Below are 20,523 nucleotides of genomic sequence, written 5' to 3' on the forward strand. Positions count from 1 at the left end.
CTCTCCCACGGGGAGAGGGGGAAGATCAACCGCTCTTCTTCCCCGGCTTTAATCCGCGGTGTAACTCGTTGATGCGCTTCATCGACTTGATGGTGCGCTGCGGCTCAGTGGAGGCGACGGACAGAATAATCATCTCCAGGCACAGCAGCACCGTGCCGTGCAGCGGGATTTTGCCCTTCTCGCCGCCGCGCGGGACGTGGATCACTACGCTTGCCTCTTTGCTAAAGCGCGAGTCCGTGGCGTTGGTCAGCAAAATGGTGGGAATACCCAGGCGCTTCGCTTCGCGCAGCGTGGTCTGCCCCTCCCGGTGCGCGGATTTTTGCGCCATCATTACCAGCACGTCACCGCGCTGTAGGGCAATCAGCTGTTCGGCGAGGCCAATACCGGTGCGGTTGAGCGGGATCGCAGGCAGACCTATACGGCTAAACAGTCGCGAGGTGTACTCAGCCAGAATGCCGGATGCGCCAATGCCAAAAATAGCGACCTGTCTCGCCTGCGCAAGCAGTGACACGGCCTGCGCCATCGCGTAGCGGTTGCCCGGTTCGGACAACACCGCGCAGGTGTGCTGATGGCCTTCCAGCACAAAATCGATGCTCGCGTCGACGTCGCTGGTAAGCGTGTTTACCGTGGTGGACATCTTCTCGCTGGAGGTGACCACCGGGCCAAACCACTGCTCCAGGGTCTGCTTGAGATCCCGCAGCCCGCCAAACCCAAGCGCCTGAATGGCACGCACCACGGTGGCGTCCGAGGTGTGTAGCACAGCGGCAATCTCCATTGCCGTCTGCTCCATAACCGCTTCACGATTTTCATTGATATAGCTCGCCACCTGCAGCAGACGCGGCGTCAGCTGGTGCGCCCGCGAGCGGAGGCGGTCGCCGTAGACATCAATTTTTCGGATCATCGTGCGGCCTCCGGCAGCGGACGGCCCACTATCTGCGACTGCACCTGCGCGGCCATCAGCCCCAGCGAGGCAAATGAATTTGAGATCGCTTCCTCGCGGGAGATGAGCACGTAATGCCCGGTTCGGCAGGCGTTGAGAAACTGACACCAGCCCGGCATCACCGCATCCATCGCCGCCAGCTCGTCCTGCGGTTTTCCGCCGGTGTCCCCGCGCCAGGTGGCAAAGACAAAATCAGCATCCAGCTCCGGCAGGCGCTCGGCGCTGACGTCGATGCGCCCGCCCTCCGGGATGCTCTCAATCAGCGGCGGGAACCTGAACCCTGCGTCGCGCAGCACGCGCCCAAGCGAGTGGTAGCTGTGCATGGCGTTGATTTTGCCCTGATTGGCCTGAATCACCGAGACGGTCAGTTTGCTCGTATCGATGGTCGCCTTTAGCGCCTCGATCTGCTCCTGATAGCGACGCTCCAGAATCTTCAGCCGCGCCTCTGTCCCGGTAAGCTGCGCCAGCTTGCGGTAGATCTCCGGCGCACCGCCGTCGAGGTGATCGATACTCACCGTCGGGGCAATTTTTTCCAGCTGCTCGACCGGCGTGTTGCGGGTCGGCTCGGTGATGATAAGATCCGGCTTCGCCGCGGCGATGGCTTCAATATCGATATCCGCGGTGCCGATGAATGTGATGTCGGAATTATCAAAATCGATGCCCGTCAGCATACCGCTGGAACGCAGAAAATGGCTGCCGTCCGGTCGGGTGCGGCCATGGCTGGCAACCGGCGGTACGCCAAGCTCGATCAGCGGAATGGTGATATCCAGGTCGTGCAGGGACACAATCCGCTTCGGGTTAACCGGCACCACCACGTTGCGGTTCAGGTCGTCAGTAAACGTCTGCGTTGGCTCTGCGGCTCCTACAGCAAAACCCACCAGCACCAGCATTGCAAAAAATACGCGCATTTTTATCCCCTAAAATCGATCCCGACGCTGCCAGAGCAGCAGCAGGAAAAACGGTCCGCCAATCAGTGAAATGACAATTCCCGCCGGCAGCTGCAACGGGAGAAATGCCAGCCGCCCGACGTTATCCGCCAGCAGCACCAGCAGCGCGCCCAGTACGGCACTTCCCGTCAGCAGTGCCGTTTGCCCTCCGCGCAGCAGCAGGCGCGCCATGTGCGGGGCAATCAGCCCGACAAAGCCGATACTCCCCACGCAGGAGACGCAGGCCGCGGTGAGCACCACGGGGGCAAACACGCGCAGCAGAGCGAGGCGTGAAGTCCGCACGCCCAGCCCCGTCGCAGTGTGGTTGCCGAGCAAGGCTACGTCTGCGGCGCGTGCGGTAAAGAGCAGCAGCGCAAACGCCGGCACTGTCCAGGCAGCAGCGATGCTGACCAGCGTCCAGCTTGCTGCATGCAGGCTCCCCGCCAGCCACAGCATCGCCGTCTGGACGTCGCGCACGTCGGCGGTCGTCATAAAGACCCCCATCGCGGCGGAAAACACCCATGACACGCCGATGCCGATCAGGATGAATCGCGGGCGCGAGATATCACGCGCCAGCGCCACTACCAGCAGCGCGGTCAGCAGCCCACCGGCCATGCCGATAAGTGGACGCCAGTACGGCCCCAATCCCGGAAACTGAAAAATCAGCAGCAGCACCGCCGCGCTACAGCCCTCTTTCACGCCGATAAGACCGGGGTCAGCAAGGCCGTTGCGGGTAATGGACTGCATGGCCGCCCCCGCCATGCCGAGCATCGCGCCGCACAGCACCGCCATCAGCAGGCGCGGCAGGCGGATATCCATCACAATGTAATGCGCATCCGCCGTCAGACGTTCAGGATAAAACAGCGCACGTCCGATGGCGGAAGCAGGAATGGGCAGCGAACCGTGCGTCAGGCCAAAACTTAGCAGCAGGAGAGCGGCAAGCGATAATACGGCCAGATACAGCAGCGCCCTCGGGCGAACCAGCGCCGAGAAGGAGAAAAATCGTACTGCCCTCAATCCAGCCCGGTTCATTTGAACATCCTTGACGCCATAAGGATAAAGACCGGCGCGCCGACCAGCGCAGTCATCACGCCGGTTGCCAGCTCATACGGCGTAAACAGCGTACGGGCGGCGATATCCGCCATCAGCAGAACCAGCGCCCCGCAGAGGGCTGAAAGCGGCACCATCACGCGCAGGTCCACCGATACCAGACGGCGAATCAGCTGCGGCACCACGAGTCCGATAAACCCGATCGGTCCGGCAACTGAAACCGCCGCGCCGCACAGCAGGGCGATGGCCAGCAGCGCGAGCAGGCGCGTTTTCAGCAGCGACACGCCAAGCCCCTGCGCCATTCTCTCGCCCAGCGCCAGCATGTTCAGCGACGGCGACAGCCAGAGCGCCAGCGCAAAACCCACGGCAGCGGCCCCCGCGGCGCTAGCGATCGTCTCGCCGATGACTCCCGCCACATCCCCCGCAAGCCAGGTCCGCACGGCCAGCAGCGTCTGTTCATCCAGAATCAACACCGTGGCGGTTATCGATGAGGCAAATGCCGACATTGCCACGCCGCACAGCGTGACCTTCATCGGCGTGAGACCGGTACGCCCGGATGAGGAGAACGTTAGCACCAGCAAAAAGAGCGCGGCGGCGCCAGCTGCGGCTATCAGAGGGCGGCCAAACGGCAGCGACAGCCCGAGGGCACTCGTCAGCACCACCGCCAGCGCCGCCCCTGCATTCAGCCCCAGGATATGCGGCTCGCCGAGCGGGTTGCGGATCACTGATTGCAGCAGCACGCCCGCGACGCCGAGCGCCGCGCCCGCCACCAGGGCGGCGCACAGCCGCATCAAGCGCAGCCTGACGATCACGCTATGCTCAAAATTGCGCGGGTCGAAGTGGAAAAATGCGTCTACTACCGTCCGGGGGGCGATAACGCGCGCCCCGATGCTCAGGTGCGCAATCGCGCCTGCCAGAAGCAGCAGCGTAAAGAGAATAAAGGCCACAGATGTGCGCATCATGGTTTGTCGTCAGCCTGACGGAACGGCATAAAGAACGGCTTGCCGGTCAGCGGGTTAACCGACATATGCACGTCGACGTCAAACACCGCTTTGATCAGCTCCGGCGTGCAGGCGTCGCCCTCATGCAGTACCCCCTCAACCTTTCCCTGACGTAAAAAGACCAGCGAATCACCGTAATTCACGGCGAAGTTGAGATCGTGCAGAACCACCACCACGGTGCGCCCGTGCCGGCGCGTCAGCGTGTGCAGTAGTTCGAGGATCTCCACCTGGTAGCGAAGATCGAGGTACGTCGTGGGTTCATCCAGCAGGATATAGGGCGTTTGCTGCGCCAGCACCATAGCGATCCAGCAGCGCTGGCGCTGGCCGCCGGACAGGCTTTCAACCAGATGATGGGCAAACTCTGCCGTTCCGGTCAGGCGTAACGCCTCTTCCACGGCCCGCTCGTCTTCCTCGCTCCACTGGCGCATCACGTTCTGCCAGGGGAAACGTCCGCGCGAGACCAGCTCAAATACGGTTAACCCTTCTGGAAGCAGCGGAGACTGCGGCAGGATCCCGAGCTGGCGGGCGACCGCTTTGGTTGGTTGCGAGTGGATGGCTTTGCCGTCCAGCACCGCGCTGCCGCCGAGCGGCTGAAGCAGCCGTGCGAGGGTACTTAACAGCGTCGATTTTCCGCAGCCGTTTGCGCCCACCAGAACAGTCATTTTCTGCTGGGGGATCGCAAGGGAGATATCATCAACGATGATTTTTTTCTGGTAACCCGCGGAGAGGTTCTCAAGAACCAGTCCCGGCTTTTTGATGTAGTGAGCCACGTGAACGCCAACGTAAGAAAAAAAACCAACAAATAAAAATAAAACTCATTCTCTTTTGTGAGTTTGCCGCCGCTCCATGTAGTAGTCAAGCGAAGATATACCCTGTAAATCCCAGGGATAATTGAGCGTCACCGCACAAATCAAAATTCATTTTTATTAATTATTTTCAATAGCTTAAAGAAGAAAGCGAAGCGTGTTAGCCAGAGAGAAACCTCTGTAGCGAAATTTTTATTTATTCCATTTACTACTACATGCCCTCATGCTTGAATGATTCTCAATTACAAGTCCGATGCCGTAGAGGCTAACGGACAGAGCGTAAGGGCAATGACTCACACATTCTTCCGCGAGCATTTCATCGCAGGATATTTTGGGAAAACAGATGTAATGGCTAAGTTCACACCTTCATTCGCCGGGGTAAAAGGGCGCGCGCTCTTTTCACTCCTGTTCATGGCGCCTCTGGTGCACGCAGCAGCAAAAGACGGTGAGACGCTTACCGTCACTGCCGATCCTTACGCTTCCACCGACGCCACCAGCGGCTATCAGCCCCTGAACACCTCCACCGCCACGCTGACCAACATGCCGATGCTGGACATCCCGCAGGTGGTCAATACCGTCAGCGATAAAGTGCTGGAAGACCAAAACGCGACCACGCTAGACGAGGCGCTGTATAACGTCAGCAACGTGGTGCAGACCAACACCCTGGGCGGCACGCAGGATGCCTTCGTGCGCCGTGGCTTCGGCGCAAACCGCGATGGCTCGATCATGACCAACGGCCTGCGCACCGTGCTGCCGCGCAGCTTCAATGCCGCAACCGAGCGCGTGGAGGTGCTAAAAGGCCCGGCCTCGACCCTTTACGGTATTCTCGACCCCGGCGGCCTGATTAACGTGGTGACCAAACGCCCGGAGAAAACCTTCGGCGGCTCGATTTCTGCCACATCAACCAGCTTTGGCGGCGGTAGCGGACAGTTTGACGTCACCGGTCCAATTGAAGGTACGCGTCTGGCCTATCGCCTGACGGGGGAGTATCAGGACGAGGATTACTGGCGTAATTTCGGCACCGAACGCAGCACCTTTATCGCCCCGTCTTTGACCTGGTTCGGCGATGATGCCACCGTGACCGTGCTCTATTCGCATCGCGACTATAAAACGCCGTTCGATCGCGGAACGATCTTCGATCTCAACACCAAAAAGGCCGTCGACGTCGATCGCAAAACCCGCTTTGATGAGCCATTTAACGTGACCGACGGTCAGTCCGACCTCGCTCAGCTTAACGCGGAGTATCGGCTCAACAGCCAGTGGACCGCGAAGTTCGACTACAGCTACAGCCAGGATAAGTACAGCGATAACCAGGCTCGCGTGATGGCCTACGATTCAAAAACCGGCAACCTGACCCGCCGCGTGGATGCGACCCAGGGTTCGACCCAGCGTATGCACACAACGCGGGCAGATTTGCAGGGGAACGTGGACATCGCGGGCTTTTACAATGAGATCCTGACCGGCGTGTCGTATGAGAATTACGATCTGCTGCGCACGGACATGATCCGTTGTAAGAACGTTAAGGATTTCAATATTTACAACCCGAGCTACGGCAGCCTCGGCAAGTGCACCACCGTCTCGGCAGCCGACAGCGATCAAACCATCAAGCAGGAGAGCTACTCCGCCTACGCGCAGGACGCGCTGTACCTGACCGATAAATGGATCGCCGTTGCCGGACTGCGCTACCAGTATTACACCCAGTACGCGGGCAAAGGCCGTCCGTTTAACGTCAACACCGACAGCCGCGACGACCAGTGGACGCCGAAGCTGGGCCTGGTATACAAGCTCACGCCGGCAGTCTCCCTGTTTGCCAACTATTCCCAGACGTTTATGCCGCAGTCGTCCATTGCGAGCTACATCGGCGACCTGCCGCCGGAAACGTCGAACGCGTATGAAATAGGCGCTAAATTCGACCTGTTCGACGGCATTACCGCCAACATCGCGCTGTTTGATATCCACAAGCGCAACGTGCTGTACACCGAGAGCGTCGGTGATGAAACCGTCGCCAAAACCGCGGGCCGCGTGCGCTCGCAGGGTGTCGAAGTGGATCTCGCCGGATCGCTGACCGAGAACACCAACATTATCGCCAGCTACGGCTATACCGATGCGAAGGTGCTGGAAGACCCGGACTACGCGGGCAAACCGCTGTCGAACGTACCGCGCCATACCGGCTCCCTGTTCCTGACGTACGATATTCACAATGCGTTTGCCGGGAATACGCTGACAATTGGCGGCGGCGGGCACGGCGTAAGCCGCCGCTCAGCGACTAACGGTGCGGATTATTATCTGCCGGGCTATTTCGTGGCGGATGCATTTGCGGCGTACAAAATGAAGCTGCAATATCCGGTGACGCTACAGGTGAACGTGAAGAATCTGTTCGATAAGACCTACTACACGTCGTCGATTGCGACCAACAACCTGGGCAACCAGATTGGCGACCCGCGTGAAGTGCAGTTTACGGTGAAGATGGAGTTTTGACGTAAAAAAGCCCGGTGGCGCTAACGCTTACCGGGCCTACGATCCTAACCCTCTCCCTGTGGGAGAGGGTTAGGGTGAGGGGACATCAGGCCTCTATATCCGCCATATCGCCTTTCTCCTGTAGCCAGTTACGTCGGTCTTCAGAACGTTTCTTGGCCAGCAGCATGTCCATCACGGCGTTGGTTTGCTGTTCGTCTTCATCGCTGATGGTCAGCTGCACCAGACGGCGGGTGTTCGGATCCAGCGTGGTTTCACGCAGCTGCATCGGGTTCATCTCGCCCAGCCCTTTAAAGCGCTGAACGTTCGGTTTGCCCTTCTTGCGTTTGAGCTGCTCCAGCACGCCCGCTTTCTCTTCTTCCGTCAGCGCATAGTAGACTTCTTTGCCAAGGTCGATACGGTACAGCGGCGGCAGCGCCACGTGGACGTGACCGTTTTTCACCAGCGTGCGGAAGTGCTTCACGAACAGCGCACAGAGCAGCGTGGCGATGTGCAGACCATCGGAGTCCGCATCCGCGAGGATACAGATCTTGCCGTAGCGCAGCTGGCTCAGATCGTCGCTGTCCGGATCGATGCCGATCGCCACGGAGATGTCGTGTACTTCCTGCGAGGCCAGCACTTCATCAGACGAGACCTCCCAGGTGTTGAGGATCTTACCCTTGAGCGGCATGATCGCCTGATATTCACGATCGCGCGCCTGCTTGGCCGATCCGCCTGCCGAGTCCCCTTCCACCAGGAACAGCTCGGTGCGGTTGAGATCCTGGGCGGTACAGTCCGCCAGCTTGCCCGGCAGCGCGGGGCCACTGGTCAGCTTTTTACGCACCACTTTCTTCGCCGCGCGCAGGCGACGCTGGGCGCTGGAGATGGCCATTTCAGCCAGCATTTCTGCGGCCTGAACGTTCTGGTTCAGCCACAGGGTAAACGCATCTTTCACCACGCCGGAGACGAACGCCGCACACTGGCGTGACGACAGGCGCTCTTTAGTCTGACCGGCAAACTGCGGATCCTGCATCTTCACGGAGAGCACGTAGGCGCAGCGGTCCCAGATATCTTCTGCGGAAAGCTTCACGCCGCGCGGCAGAATGTTGCGGTATTCGCAGAACTCGCGCATCGCATCCAGCAGCCCCTGACGCAGGCCGTTGACGTGCGTCCCGCCGAGCAGCGTTGGGATCAGGTTGACGTAGCTTTCCGTCAGCAGCTCACCGCCTTCCGGCAGCCACAGCAGCGCCCAGTCCACCGCTTCGGTGTCACCTTCGAAATTCCCGACGAACGGTTTTTCCGGCAGGGTCGGCAGGCCGTTAACCGCTTCGCACAGGTAGTCGTTCAGACCCTTTTCGTAGCGCCAGCTCTGTTCGGTGTTGTTTACGTGATCTTTAAAGGTGATTTCCACGCCCGGGCACAGCACCGCTTTGGCTTTCAGCAGGTGCGTCAGGCGAGAAACGGAAAAGCGTGGGCTGTCGAAGAAGCTTTCGTCAGGCCAGAAATGGACGCTGGTGCCGGTGTTGCGTTTACCGCACGTCCCGACGACCTGCAAATCCTGCACTTTTTCGCCGTTTTCAAACGCGATGTTATACACCTGGCCATCGCGACGAACGTTCACTTCCACGCGCTTTGACAGGGCGTTAACCACGGAGATCCCCACGCCGTGCAAGCCGCCGGAGAACTGGTAGTTTTTGTTGGAGAACTTACCGCCCGCGTGCAGACGACAGAGGATCAGCTCAACGGCGGGAACACCCTCTTCCGGATGGATATCTACCGGCATGCCGCGGCCGTCGTCGATAACTTCCAGCGACTGATCGGCGTGCAGGATAACGTCCACGCGTCTGGCATGGCCTGCCAGCGCTTCGTCCACACTGTTATCAATTACTTCCTGGCCCAGGTGGTTTGGGCGCGTCGTATCGGTGTACATCCCCGGGCGGCGGCGAACCGGCTCAAGCCCGGTGAGTACCTCAATGGCATCAGCGTTGTAGGTTTGCGTCATGATTTAAGCTAGCAATTCGCATTGATTGTCAGTGGCTGTGCAGTCCAAGAAAATCGACAATCTGGGTGAAATGATCTTCAAAGCCCGTGAAAGCATGGTTACCGCCCTCTTCTACAGTCTGGCGGCAGGATGCGTAATACGCCACTGCCTGGCGGTAATCCAGCACTTCATCTCCCGTCTGTTGCAGCAGCCAGATAAGATCGGGCGCTTCAAGCGGGTCGACCTGCATAACTTTGAGATCGTAAATATGGCGTGACTCTAGCACATATTGTTGGCCGGTGTAGGGGTTCTCGTTTTCGCCAAGAAAGTCCCTTAACAGCTCAAATGGCCGGACCGCCGGGTTGACGACGACAGCGGGTAACATAAAGCACTGCGACAGCCAGGTGGCGTAGTAGCCGCCGAGCGACGACCCGACAACGCCAAACGATTCGCCGCCGTGTTCAAGCACGATTGATTCCAGCATCTCTGCCGCATCCGCCGGATAAGGGGGCAACTGCGGAATAATCATCTCCACGTGAGGATGATTCGCGCTCAGCCACTGGCGAAGCTGCGTCGCTTTCGCCGATCGCGGTGAGCTGTTAAACCCATGCAGATAGAGAAGCGTCGACATCAATAGCCTTCCGAAGCGGTATCCGGGCGGAATTGAGCCCCAGCCAGACGGCAAACTTCGGTGGTCAGCGAGCCATCGGCATGCAGCTCCAGCCAACGCCAGCCCGGTGCGATGGTATCCAGCGTAAAGTTGGCGCAGTGCGGCTTAAACTGCACGCAGGTAGAGGGCGTCGCGAGCAGGCGGCGACCATTCCAGTCGAGATCCTGTTCCTGGTGAATGTGCCCGCACAGCAAATTTTTCACGCGCGGAAATTTCGCCAGTACGCCGTCCAGCGCCGCAGAGTTGCGTAAGCTGTGCTGATCGAGCCAGCTACAGCCCGCCGGCAGCGGGTGATGATGCAGCAACAGCAGCGTATTGCGATTCGGTTCGGCGGCCAGTTTTGTCTCCAGCCAGTCAAGCTGATAGTCGCTCAACTCACCGTGCGGAACGCCAAACACCTGACTGTCGAGGAGCAGAATTTGCCACTGGTCCCCCGCAAAGACACATTTTGCCGGTGAAATCCCCGCATCCTGAAGCGAACTGTACATAGCGGGTTGAAAATCGTGATTGCCCGGTAGCCAGACGCAAGGCACGCTAAAGCTCGCAATCCCTTCAGCAAAATGCTGATAGGCTGCGGAGGATTGATCCTGCGCCAGATCGCCCGTCGCGACGATCAGATCGCATGGCCGCTTTTCAGCATGGATCGCGTCAAGAACCGCCTGATAACTCTCCCAGGTGTTCACGCCCAGAAGCGTCTCATGCTTTTCGGCAAAAAGGTGGGTGTCGGTGATTTGTAATATCCTGACTGGCGCCCCACCAGCAACAGTCAGGTTCAACAGGCTTTCCAAATGGTGTCCTTAGGTAGGTTTATGACGCTAACAAACCGGAATCGCCATTGCTCCATGTGCTAAACAATATCTTAGCCAGTCGGCTAAAAACTGGTTAATTTGATGCTTTTCGTCGCGTTGATGCAACTTTTTATTCGGGTAATCATACCGCGCTTTAAAGCGAAAGATCTGCTGGCTTGAACACACTTCAGCGACCATCGCGTCATGATAAAGACGTACCGTCATCGACGGCAGGCTCCAGTAGCTGATGCTCGGCGCCGTTTGCTCAATCTCCACCAGCGTAGTGTAGCGCGTTGATTCTGTTATCGTTAACCGATACTGCGCGTTGCTCACCTGATAGCTCACCGTTTCGCCGGGCGCGTCGTTTCGCGGCAGCAGGCGGCGCAGCTGGGCGAAATTGGTTTCGCACAGGCGCATCATTTCTGGGAAGTCAGGTGTATAACGCTTCATTTTTTCCACTCGTGTCGTAATGTCTGATAATGCAGCTGTAGCCATTGCAGGGCGATGACAGACGCTGCGTTGTCGATTTTCCCCTCTTCTACCCACTGGTAAGCCTGCTCCCGACTCACCACATGAACCCGAATATCTTCGTTTTCATCTGCCAGACCGTGGATCCCTTCCGCTGTCTTGGCGTCCACTTCGCCCACCATAATAGATGAACGTTCCGTTGTCCCACCCGGGCTTGCCAGGTAGCTCAACACCGGTTTCGTCCGGCCGATCGCCAGGCCCGCCTCTTCCAGCGCCTCACGGCGAGCGACGTCTTCGACCGACTCACCTTCTTCGATCATCCCGGCCACCATCTCCAGCAACCACGGCGTATCGCTGGTATCATAAGCCGCAATACGCACCTGTTCGACCAGCACCACTTCATCACGCACTGGGTCATAGGGTAGCAACACAGCCGCATGCCCGCGCTCAAAAATTTCGCGTTTGATTTCACCGCTCATCTCACCGTTAAACAGACGATGCCTGAAACGGTAAAGTTCCATTGAAAAAAAACCGCTATAAAGCGTTTCTCGTGCAATAATTTCTACATCGTTTTTGGCGAAGGTGACAGGCACGTTTTCTGGTTTTTGCATCGGTCGAGTCCTGGTAGCAATGGTGATGAAATTGTGAATTTCAAGGCTGTTTGGCTGCCGTTTGTATGGCTATATGGTAGATTGGAGCAAATTACCGCCAGATGGCACGTTACGCCAACCTTTTGGTGTGGATGATTCTGTTAGAATCGGCAATTATTTTTAATTAGATCAGCGCTAATACTGCTTCACAACAAGGAATGCAAATGAAGAAATTGCTCCCCATCCTTATCGGCCTGAGCCTGACGGGCTTCAGTGCAATGAGCCAGGCAGAAAACCTGTTACAGGTCTACCAGCAGGCACGTCTGGGCAACCCTGATTTACGTAAATCAGCGGCCGATCGTGATGCTGCGTTTGAAAAGATTAACGAAGCACGTAGTCCACTGCTGCCGCAGTTAGGCTTAGGTGCAGATTATACCTACACTAACGGTTTTCGCGATAACAATGGCATCGATTCGAATGCCACCAGCGCCTCTTTACAGCTTACACAAACCCTGTTCGACATGTCCAAATGGCGGGAACTGAGCTTGCAGGAAAAGAGCGCCGGCATTCAGGATGTCACCTATCAAACCGATCAGCAGACGCTGATCCTGAATACCGCGACCGCCTATTTCCAGGTTCTGAGCGCGATTGACGCCCTCTCCTACACCGAAGCGCAGAAACAGGCGGTTTACCGTCAGTTAGATCAAACCACCCAGCGTTTTAACGTGGGCCTGGTCGCCATTACTGACGTGCAGAACGCCCGTTCACAGTACGATACCGTACTGGCTAACGAAGTGACCGCACGTAACAACCTCGACAACGCCCTGGAAGCACTGCGTCAGGTCACCGGTAACTACTATCCTGAGCTGGCCTCTCTGAACGTGGACAGTTTCAAAACGGACAAACCGCAGGCGGTTAACGCCCTGCTGAAAGAAGCGGAAAACCGCAACCTGACCTTGTTGCAGGCACGCCTGAGCCAGGATCTGGCGCGCGAGCAGATCCGTCTTGCACAGGATGGTCACCTGCCAACTCTGAGCCTGAGCGCCTCTACCGGCGTATCGGACACCAGCTACAGCGGGTCTAAAACGACCTCTCAGGCCTATGACGACAGCAACGTTGGCCAGAACAAAGTGGGTCTGAGCTTCTCTCTGCCGCTGTACCAGGGCGGGATGGTTAACTCTCAGGTTAAACAGGCGCAGTACAACTTTGTGGGTGCCAGCGAGCAGCTGGAAAGCGCACACCGCAACGTGGTGCAGACCGTGCGTTCTTCCTACAACAACGTAAATGCCTCTATCAGCAGCATCAACGCCTATAAACAGGCCGTCGTCTCTGCCCAGAGCTCACTGGATGCGAACGAAGCGGGTTACTCCGTAGGTACGCGTACCATCGTGGACGTGTTAGACGCAACGACCACGCTGTATAACGCGAAACAGCAGCTCTCCAGCGCACGTTATCAGTATCTGATTAACCAGCTGAACATCAAGCAGGCGCTGGGTACGCTGAACGAGCAGGATCTGCAAATGCTGAACAGCACGCTGGGCAAACCGGTCCCTACGTCGCCTGACAGCGTCGCGCCGGAAAATCCACAGCAGGATGCCGCCGTTGATAATTTAACCCCTAACAGCAGCGCCCCGCTTGCGCAGCCAGCGGCAGCGCGTAGCACCGCACCTGCCAGCAGCGGTACGAATCCGTTCCGTCATTAAGCCTTGCCCGATGGCGCTGAGCTTATCGGGCCTACTTAACCGTAGGCCGGGTAAGCACAGCGCCACCCGGCGCAAAATCACACCTGAACGTAAGCCAACGTAAAGATCCCCCGCATTTCGCCCCTCTTCGCTTCATTTTCAACCACTCATCCTCTATCCTGAGCGTTATTACCACTGGGTCCTGGAAGACAAATATGAAACGGACAAAAACGATGAATCACGCGTCGTTCCGCAAAAGCTGGAACGCACGCCACCTGACACCTGTCGCGCTGGCGGTCACCGCCGTCTTTATGCTGGCAGGCTGTGAGCAAAACGACGAAACGGTTTCGCTGTATCAAAACGCCGACGACTGCGCGAGCGCAACCGGTAAAGCCGCTGAGTGTACGACGGCCTATAACAACGCCCTCAAAGAAGCGGAACGTACCGCGCCGAAATATGCCTCTCGCGAAGACTGTGTAGCCGAATTCGGTGAAGGCCAGTGCCAGCAGGCACCTGCTCAGGCGGGTATGGCACCGGAAAACCAGGCGCAGGCACAGTCCAGCGGCAGCTTCTGGATGCCGCTGATGGCGGGTTATATGATGGGCCGTTTGATGAGCGGCGGTGCGGGCTACCAGCAGCAGCCGCTGTTTAGCTCCAAAAACCCGAACAGCCCGGCCTACGGTAAATACACCGATGCCACCGGCAAGGGTTACGGTGCTGCAACGCCAGGCCGTACGATGACCGTACCGAAAACCGCAATGGCGCCGAAACCAGCCACCACCAGCACCATTACCCGTGGCGGCTTTGGTGAGTCTGTTGCCAAACAAACCACCATGCAGCGTAGTGCGACCGGCTCCTCAACTCGCTCAATGGGCGGCTGATCATGGAACGAGTCAGTATTGTTGAGCGCCCGGACTGGCGCGAAAAAGCCACCGAATACGGTTTCAACTTTCACACCATGTACGGCGAGCCGTACTGGTGTGAAGATGCTTACTATAAGCTCACGCTCGCTCAGGTCGAAAAGCTTGAAGAGGTAACCGCAGAGCTGCACCAGATGTGCCTGAAGGTAGTAGAAAAAGTCATCGACAGCGATGAGCTGATGACCAAATTCCGCATTCCGAAGCACACCTGGAGTTTTGTTCGTCAGTCCTGGAAAACGAACCAGCCTTCGCTCTACTCTCGCCTCGATCTGGCATGGGATGGCGTGGGTGAACCGAAGCTTTTAGAAAACAACGCGGATACACCAACCTCTCTGTACGAAGCCGCGTTCTTCCAGTGGATCTGGCTGGAAGATCAGGCGAATGCCGGAAACTTGCCCGAAGGCAGCGACCAGTTCAACAGCCTTCAGGAAAAGCTGATTGAGCGTTTCGTCGAACTGCGTGAACAGCACGGTTTCAACCTGTTGCACCTCGCCTGCTGCCGCGATACCGAAGAAGATCGCGGTACGGTTCAGTATTTGCAGGACTGCGCAGCCGAAGCGGAAGTGGCGACGGAATTCCTCTATATCGAAGATATCGGTTTAGGTGAAAAAGGTCAGTTTACGGACATGCAGGATCAGGTCATCAGCAACCTGTTCAAGCTCTATCCGTGGGAATACATGCTGCGGGAAATGTTCTCTACCAAACTGGAAGACGCCGGCGTGCGCTGGCTGGAACCGGCCTGGAAGAGCATTATCTCCAATAAAGCCCTGCTGCCGATGCTGTGGGAGATGTTCCCGAATCACCCGAACCTGCTGCCTGCTTACTTTGCTGAAGATGATTTCCCACCGATGGAGAAATACGTCGTTAAGCCAATCTTCTCCCGTGAAGGGGCAAACGTCTCGATTATCGAAAACGGTAAAACGCTGGAAGCGGTTGAAGGGCCGTACGGTGAAGAAGGGATGATCGTCCAGGCGTTTTATCAACTGCCGAAGTTTGGCGACAGCTATACGTTGATCGGCAGCTGGCTTATTAACGATCAGCCTGCCGGGATTGGCATTCGCGAAGATCGCGCGCTGATTACGCAGGATCTGTCGCGTTTCTACCCGCATATTTTCGTCGAGTAAGACTTGCCCGGTGGCGCTACGCTTACCGGGCCTACGCTCAATATGTAGGTCGGGTAAGGCGAAGCCGCCACCCGACATGTTTTTACCCCACCTGCACCGACAGCATACTCAAGCTCCCCATCTCAATACCGTCGACCGGGATTGTAATAACCTCCTGACCATCCCACGCGCCTAGTACATACAGCAATGGCAAGAAGTGTTCCGGCGTCGGGTTAGAGAGCGAACCGCCGTCGTGATCCAGATAGTTCACCAAAGGGTGTCGTTCGGCCGGCCCTTGCCAGGTCAGGTTGTCTTTTACATAGTCATTAAAGGCTGTTGCCCAGGGGTACGGCGTATTTTCACCGTGCCAGCGTACCGTACGCAGATTGTGTACCACGTTGCCACTGGCAATCAGCATGATGCCCTCATCACGAAGCGAAGCCAGCTTACGCCCCATCTCCATGTGCCAGGCAGCCGGTTTGGTGCTGTCGATACTCAGTTGCACCATCGGGATATCGGCATCCGGATACATTTTGATCAACACCCCCCATGAGCCGTGGTCAAAGCCCCAGGCTTCTTTGTCCAGCGCAACCGGAACAGGGGCGAGCAGATCAACGAGCCGCTGCGCCAGCTCGGGGGAGCCCGGAGCAGGATAATGCGTGTCATACAGCGCCTGCGGAAAGCCGCCAAAATCATGAATCGTTTTTGGCGCTTCCATGGCCGTCACACCGGTACCCCGGGTAAACCAGTGCGCAGAGACCACCACAATTGCCTTCGGACGCGGTAACGTCTCACCCAGTTGACGCCAGGCGCGGGTATAGACGTTATCTTCCAGGACGTTCATTGGGCTGCCATGGCCTAAAAACAGTGCTGGCATACGAGAAGAAGACATGGTGATATCCTTAGAGGAGGTGGCAATGTGATGGGCCTACATTACGCGCATTCAGGTGAAGATGAACGCAGATAACCGTGAAGATCATCATCAGGAAATTTGAATGTCAGATATCGCTTAAGGAGAATGCATGTCAGTACCGTTGATTTTGACCTTACTCGCGGGCGCCGCAACCTTTATCGGTGCGTTCCTCGGGGTACTCGGGCAAAAACCCTCTAATCGCCTTCTGGCCTTCTCGCTGGGTTTCGCCGCCGGGATCATGCTGCTTATCTCGCTGATGGAGATGCTGCCCGCCGCGCTTCACACCGAAGGTATGTCGCCTGTTCTGGGCTATGGCATGTTTATCATTGGACTGCTGGGTTATTTTGCGCTTGACCGTATTCTTCCTCACGCGCACCCGCAGGATTTAATGCAAAAAAGCGTTACCCCCATCCCGGGCAATATCAAACGCACGGCCATTCTGCTGACGCTGGGTATCAGCCTGCATAACTTTCCGGAAGGTATCGCCACCTATGTCACGGCCAGCAGCAACCTGGAAATGGGTTTTGGTGTGGCGCTGGCCGTGGCTTTGCACAATATTCCTGAAGGACTTGCCGTTGCCGGGCCCGTTTATGCCGCCACGGGTTCAAAACGTACGGCTGTCTTTTGGGCGGGTATCTCCGGGATGGCTGAAATTCTCGGCGGCGTGCTGGCGTGGCTGATCCTCGGTAGCCTCGTCTCCCCGATTGTGATGGCTGCGATTATGGCTGCCGTGGCCGGGATTATGGTCGCGCTCTCTGTCGATGAGCTGATGCCGCTGGCGAAAGAGATCGATCCCAACAATAACCCCAGCTACGGCGTACTGTGTGGAATGTCAGTGATGGGGATGAGTCTGGTACTGCTGCAAACGGCCGGTATTGGCTAAGAATTTATGCCTCCGTTTTATACGGAGGCTATATATTATTCAAAAAAACAATCCTATATATTTCACCTATAATAACCTGAAAAATATAGTCCTGTTAAAATCCCGAAAAACCACGCCTCTTAAGATAGCCTGCAAATATTAATTAAAACCATCTAAAAATATATTTAAGTCATGTTAATCGCGTCTCCCCACCCCAATTCGTATACTTCGCGAGTATTCTGAAATTAATATTCACATTATGAATCACTCTGAAAAAGGATATTTTCATGTATATGGGTAAAAAACTACTGTTAGCGACGGCTATGGCAGTCATTGTATCGGGTGCTGCTTTTGCAGATGATCAAGGCTCAGGAAAAATCACATTCAAAGGTATTGTTATTGACGCACCGTGCAGTATCGCACCAGACAGCGTTGATAAAGAAGTCGATCTGGGTGAAGTGACCACGGCTGTTATCAACGCCAACAAAAAATCTACCCCGGTACCGGTCGATATCAATCTGGAAAACTGCCAGCTTGACGATCCGGCAGACGAGACCGACACGCCAATTACCAAAGTGGATGTGACCTTTACCAGCGCAGCGACAGACGCGGCGGATACCAGCCTGATGAGCAACACCTATGCAAGCGGTGCGCAAAACGTGGGGGTGCGTCTGCTGGATAACGCGGAGTCTGCTATCACGCTGGGAGAGGCCAACGAGGTTGAGTTGCTGGCGGGTTCAACCACCCAGACGCTGCATTTCAAAGCGGTTATGGAAGTCCCTACAGGTAAAACTGCGACGGCAGGCCAGGTTGAAGCCACGGCTAACTACGTCCTGATGTACAAATAATTCTGTTACGTCACGGCACCAGCCGACTGGTAATTCATACCGGTCGGCACTCTCTATTTACTCGAGTAACAGGATGATGACATACAAATTACAATGGATAATCATCATTGCGTCCCTGTTAATGACGAAAGTTGCCTCTGCCACCGAGTTTAATATAAACGCCATCGATAAAGATCAGCGCGGCAGCGTCGATTTATCACTGTTTAAAGATCAAATATCGGTTACGCCGGGAAGCTATTTCGTTACGGTTGCCGTCAATGATATTCCGCTGGCAAATGGCTGGCAGCTTCGCTGGCGAGAAATAAATAACGCCGTTCAGGTCTGTATTCCCCCCGAGCTGGTCGATACCTTTGCGTTGCAGGATGACGTTCGCCACGCTTTGCCTGAGAAAGAGGGATGCGTTGATTTCTCCGCCAGACCCGACATCCGATTTACTTTTGAGCAAGGCAGCCAGACCCTGAAAGTGACCATCCCCCAGGCGTGGCTGCAATACCGTGCGGTTGACTGGATGCCGCCATCCACCTGGGACATCGGCGTGCCGGGCGTACTGCTGGATTACAATCTTTTTGCCAGCCATTATCAGCCCAATAGCGGCAGCAACAATGACAACGCCAATACCTATGGCACCGCCGGCGCGAACATGGGCGCGTGGCGGCTACGCAGCGATTACCAGTACACGCAAAGCCATACTGACGCAGGCTCGGAGCATAATGGACGTTTTTCACGCGTGTATATGTTCCGCCCTCTGCCCTCGATCGGTGCGAAACTGACGTTGGGTGAAACGGATTTCCAGTCCGCAATTTTTGACGCCTTTACCTACACCGGCGCATCGCTAATCAGCGATGAACGTATGCTGCCATGGTCGCTGCGCGGCTATGCCCCGCAGATTACCGGGATAGCGCAAACCAACGCCACGGTAACCGTAAGCCTTGCCAATCGCGTGATTTACCAGAGTAAAGTGCCGCCAGGTCCTTTTGTTATTCAGGATCTTAACCAGTCGGTTCAGGGCACGCTGGACGTCAAAGTCACGGAAGAGGATGGACGCGTCAGCACCTTCCAGGTCTCGGCCGAATCCGTACCATTTTTAACGCGCAAGGGTCAGGTGCGCTACAAGCTCGCGGCGGGTAAAGCGCGCCAGGGCGCCTCCCATGACGTTGAAGATAACGCCTTCATGAGCGGCGAATTTTCCTGGGGCATGCTGTCGCACACCTCCCTGTATGGCGGTACGCTGGCCGATGGCGACCGCTATCGTTCCGTCGCTGCCGGAATCGGCCAGAATATGGCCTGGCTGGGGGCGCTCTCTTTTGACGTCACGCAGGCCACCAGCCAGCTGCCACACCAGCGCAGCCAGACGGGTTACAGCTATCGCATTAACTACAGCAAGCGTTTCGATACCACCGGCAGTCAGCTTACGCTCGCCAGCTACCGCTACTCAGATCCACAGTTTTTGAGCTACGCCCGCTACCTTGATTATGACGACGGTGACCGCCAGTCGGAAAAACAAACCCTGAGCGTGACGGCAAGCCAGTACATTTCGGCGTTATCCCTGAACCTGTACGTCAATATGCTGCGTCAGACATGGTGGAATGATTCACCCTCCACGACCGGCAGTATCACGGCGGGCTACAACTTTGATATGGGCCGCTGGAAGAACCTTGGCGTAACCCTGTCCTGGAGTAAAACGCATTACGATGAGAAAGACGAAAGTGACGATACTCAGTTCTATCTCTCGCTCAGCGTACCGCTCGATCCCGATCATCGACTTAACTATGACCTGCGTAACCGCGACACGCTGAGCCATAACGTGTCGTGGTACGACACGTCGGATCGCAATAACACCTGGGGCGTTTCCGCGGGCGCGGAGAGCGGGAAGCCAGACTCCGGGGCGCAGTTCAGCGGGAATTATCAGCATTATTCTGCGTACGGCGATCTTAATCTCTCCGGCAGCTATAAAGCTGACGAATATAACTCCCTCAGCGCAAGCTGGAGCGGTTCCTTCACCTCAACGGTGAAAGGCGCCGCGCTGCACCGGCGCAGCTACGGTAATGAACCCCGCGTAATGGTCAGCACCGACGGGGTAGGCAATATCCCGCTGAACATGTCGCGAGATGAGACCAACCGTTTTGGCATCGGCGTTTTACCGTCATTCTCCAGCTATTCCCCCTCCAGCGTGCAGATCAATATGAACAACCTTCCGGATGGCGTGGACGTGGACAACCGCGTCGTGACCTCAACCTGGACTGAGGGGGCCATTGGTTTTCGTCAGATTGCCACGCGTGCAGGTCGGGACGTGGCAGGTGTTCTGCGGATGTCATCAGGAACGCCACCGCTCGGGGCGATTGTTCGCCTGGAAGCAAACGATTTGCAGGTTGGGATGGTGGCCGATGAAGGCCACGTCTGGCTCGGCGCCGTTGAGCCAGAACAGCAGTTTCGCGTGACATGGGGCGACAACCAACAGTGTCGCTTCTCGTTACCTTCTCACTTAGAAAACAGTATGCAGTTGATACTGCCGTGTCAGTAA

At 56.7% G+C, this 20,523-nt stretch carries 18 protein-coding genes; 7 read left to right on the top strand and 11 right to left on the bottom strand.

What is annotated here, in order from left to right:
• Positions 1-25: 25 nt before the first annotated feature.
• Genes L463_RS22235 through L463_RS22215 form a run of 5 tightly spaced genes read right to left on the bottom strand, consistent with a single transcriptional unit; the run spans position 26 to position 4,687 of the window.
• Positions 26-901 carry a MurR/RpiR family transcriptional regulator gene (locus tag L463_RS22235; RefSeq protein WP_015571883.1) on the bottom strand — a complete coding sequence of 292 codons (876 nt, stop codon included), beginning with the start codon at positions 899-901 and terminating at the stop codon, positions 26-28.
• Positions 898-1,848, bottom strand: coding sequence for an iron-siderophore ABC transporter substrate-binding protein (locus L463_RS22230; protein ID WP_023295451.1), 951 nt, complete (start codon positions 1,846-1,848; stop codon positions 898-900). Before L463_RS22230 ends, L463_RS22235 begins: the two co-directional genes overlap by 4 nt.
• 9 nt (positions 1,849-1,857) lie before the next feature.
• Positions 1,858-2,898, bottom strand: a complete 1,041-nt coding sequence (locus tag L463_RS22225; protein ID WP_032103346.1) for a FecCD family ABC transporter permease — start codon at positions 2,896-2,898, stop codon at positions 1,858-1,860.
• Complete coding sequence (locus L463_RS22220; RefSeq protein ID WP_032103347.1) at positions 2,895-3,878, bottom strand: FecCD family ABC transporter permease; 984 nt, start codon at positions 3,876-3,878, stop codon at positions 2,895-2,897. The genes L463_RS22225 and L463_RS22220 overlap by 4 nt, the downstream gene beginning before the upstream one ends.
• Positions 3,875-4,687, bottom strand: a complete 813-nt coding sequence (locus L463_RS22215; protein WP_017384046.1) for an ABC transporter ATP-binding protein — start codon at positions 4,685-4,687, stop codon at positions 3,875-3,877. The genes L463_RS22220 and L463_RS22215 overlap by 4 nt, the downstream gene beginning before the upstream one ends.
• Positions 4,688-5,071: 384 nt before the next feature.
• Here L463_RS22215 and L463_RS22210 point away from each other — a divergent pair, with 384 nt between their 5' ends.
• Positions 5,072-7,201, top strand: coding sequence for a TonB-dependent siderophore receptor (locus L463_RS22210; protein ID WP_032103348.1), 2,130 nt, complete (start codon positions 5,072-5,074; stop codon positions 7,199-7,201).
• An 85-nt stretch (positions 7,202-7,286) separates the two neighbouring features.
• Here the strand turns inward: L463_RS22210 and parE are convergent, their stop codons facing one another.
• The 5 genes from parE to nudF are packed head-to-tail and all read right to left on the bottom strand — an operon-like array spanning position 7,287 to position 11,695.
• Positions 7,287-9,179: a DNA topoisomerase IV subunit B gene (gene parE / locus L463_RS22205; RefSeq protein WP_017384044.1), complete on the bottom strand. Its 1,893-nt coding sequence runs from the start codon at positions 9,177-9,179 to the stop codon at positions 7,287-7,289.
• 28 nt (positions 9,180-9,207) lie between these two features.
• Complete coding sequence (yqiA, locus tag L463_RS22200; RefSeq protein ID WP_015571888.1) at positions 9,208-9,789, bottom strand: esterase YqiA; 582 nt, start codon at positions 9,787-9,789, stop codon at positions 9,208-9,210.
• Entirely contained in the window at positions 9,789-10,616 is an 828-nt protein-coding gene (gene cpdA / locus L463_RS22195; protein WP_023314864.1) for a 3',5'-cyclic-AMP phosphodiesterase, read from the bottom strand. Before cpdA ends, yqiA begins: the two co-directional genes overlap by 1 nt.
• Positions 10,617-10,643: 27 nt before the next feature.
• Positions 10,644-11,066, bottom strand: a complete 423-nt coding sequence (locus tag L463_RS22190; RefSeq protein ID WP_003862516.1) for a DUF1249 family protein — start codon at positions 11,064-11,066, stop codon at positions 10,644-10,646.
• Entirely contained in the window at positions 11,063-11,695 is a 633-nt protein-coding gene (gene nudF / locus L463_RS22185) for an ADP-ribose diphosphatase (RefSeq protein ID WP_017384042.1), read from the bottom strand. Before nudF ends, L463_RS22190 begins: the two co-directional genes overlap by 4 nt.
• A gap of 203 nt (positions 11,696-11,898) precedes the next feature.
• Here nudF and tolC point away from each other — a divergent pair, with 203 nt between their 5' ends.
• The 3 genes from tolC to L463_RS22170 all read left to right on the top strand — a co-directional run bounded on the left by tolC (position 11,899) and on the right by L463_RS22170 (position 15,400).
• Positions 11,899-13,377 (top strand): outer membrane channel protein TolC, encoded by a 1,479-nt coding sequence (gene tolC, locus L463_RS22180; RefSeq protein WP_023295455.1) that lies wholly within the window; start codon positions 11,899-11,901, stop codon positions 13,375-13,377.
• 194 nt (positions 13,378-13,571) lie between these two features.
• A complete protein-coding gene (locus tag L463_RS22175) occupies positions 13,572-14,237 on the top strand; it encodes a DUF1190 family protein (RefSeq protein ID WP_003862522.1) in 666 nt (221 codons plus the stop codon).
• Between the two features lie 2 nt (positions 14,238-14,239).
• Entirely contained in the window at positions 14,240-15,400 is a 1,161-nt protein-coding gene (locus L463_RS22170; protein WP_017384039.1) for a glutathionylspermidine synthase family protein, read from the top strand.
• 82 nt (positions 15,401-15,482) lie between these two features.
• Here L463_RS22170 and ygiD read toward each other — a convergent pair whose 3' ends face one another.
• Positions 15,483-16,271, bottom strand: coding sequence for a 4,5-DOPA-extradiol-dioxygenase (ygiD, locus tag L463_RS22165; RefSeq protein ID WP_017692656.1), 789 nt, complete (start codon positions 16,269-16,271; stop codon positions 15,483-15,485).
• 130 nt (positions 16,272-16,401) lie between these two features.
• On the opposite strand from ygiD, the gene zupT reads away from it, so the two are divergent.
• The 3 genes from zupT to L463_RS22150 all read left to right on the top strand — a co-directional run bounded on the left by zupT (position 16,402) and on the right by L463_RS22150 (position 20,523).
• Entirely contained in the window at positions 16,402-17,175 is a 774-nt protein-coding gene (gene zupT, locus L463_RS22160; protein WP_015571892.1) for a zinc transporter ZupT, read from the top strand.
• A gap of 266 nt (positions 17,176-17,441) precedes the next feature.
• On the top strand, positions 17,442-18,002 hold the full coding sequence (locus L463_RS22155) for a fimbrial protein (RefSeq protein WP_015571893.1): 561 nt from the start codon (positions 17,442-17,444) through the stop codon (positions 18,000-18,002).
• Between the two features lie 76 nt (positions 18,003-18,078).
• Positions 18,079-20,523: a fimbria/pilus outer membrane usher protein gene (locus L463_RS22150; RefSeq protein WP_032103349.1), complete on the top strand. Its 2,445-nt coding sequence runs from the start codon at positions 18,079-18,081 to the stop codon at positions 20,521-20,523.

It is taken from the genome of Enterobacter sp. BIDMC 27 (assembly GCF_000534415.1).
GTDB classification, from domain to species: Bacteria; Pseudomonadota; Gammaproteobacteria; order Enterobacterales; family Enterobacteriaceae; genus Enterobacter; species Enterobacter hormaechei_C.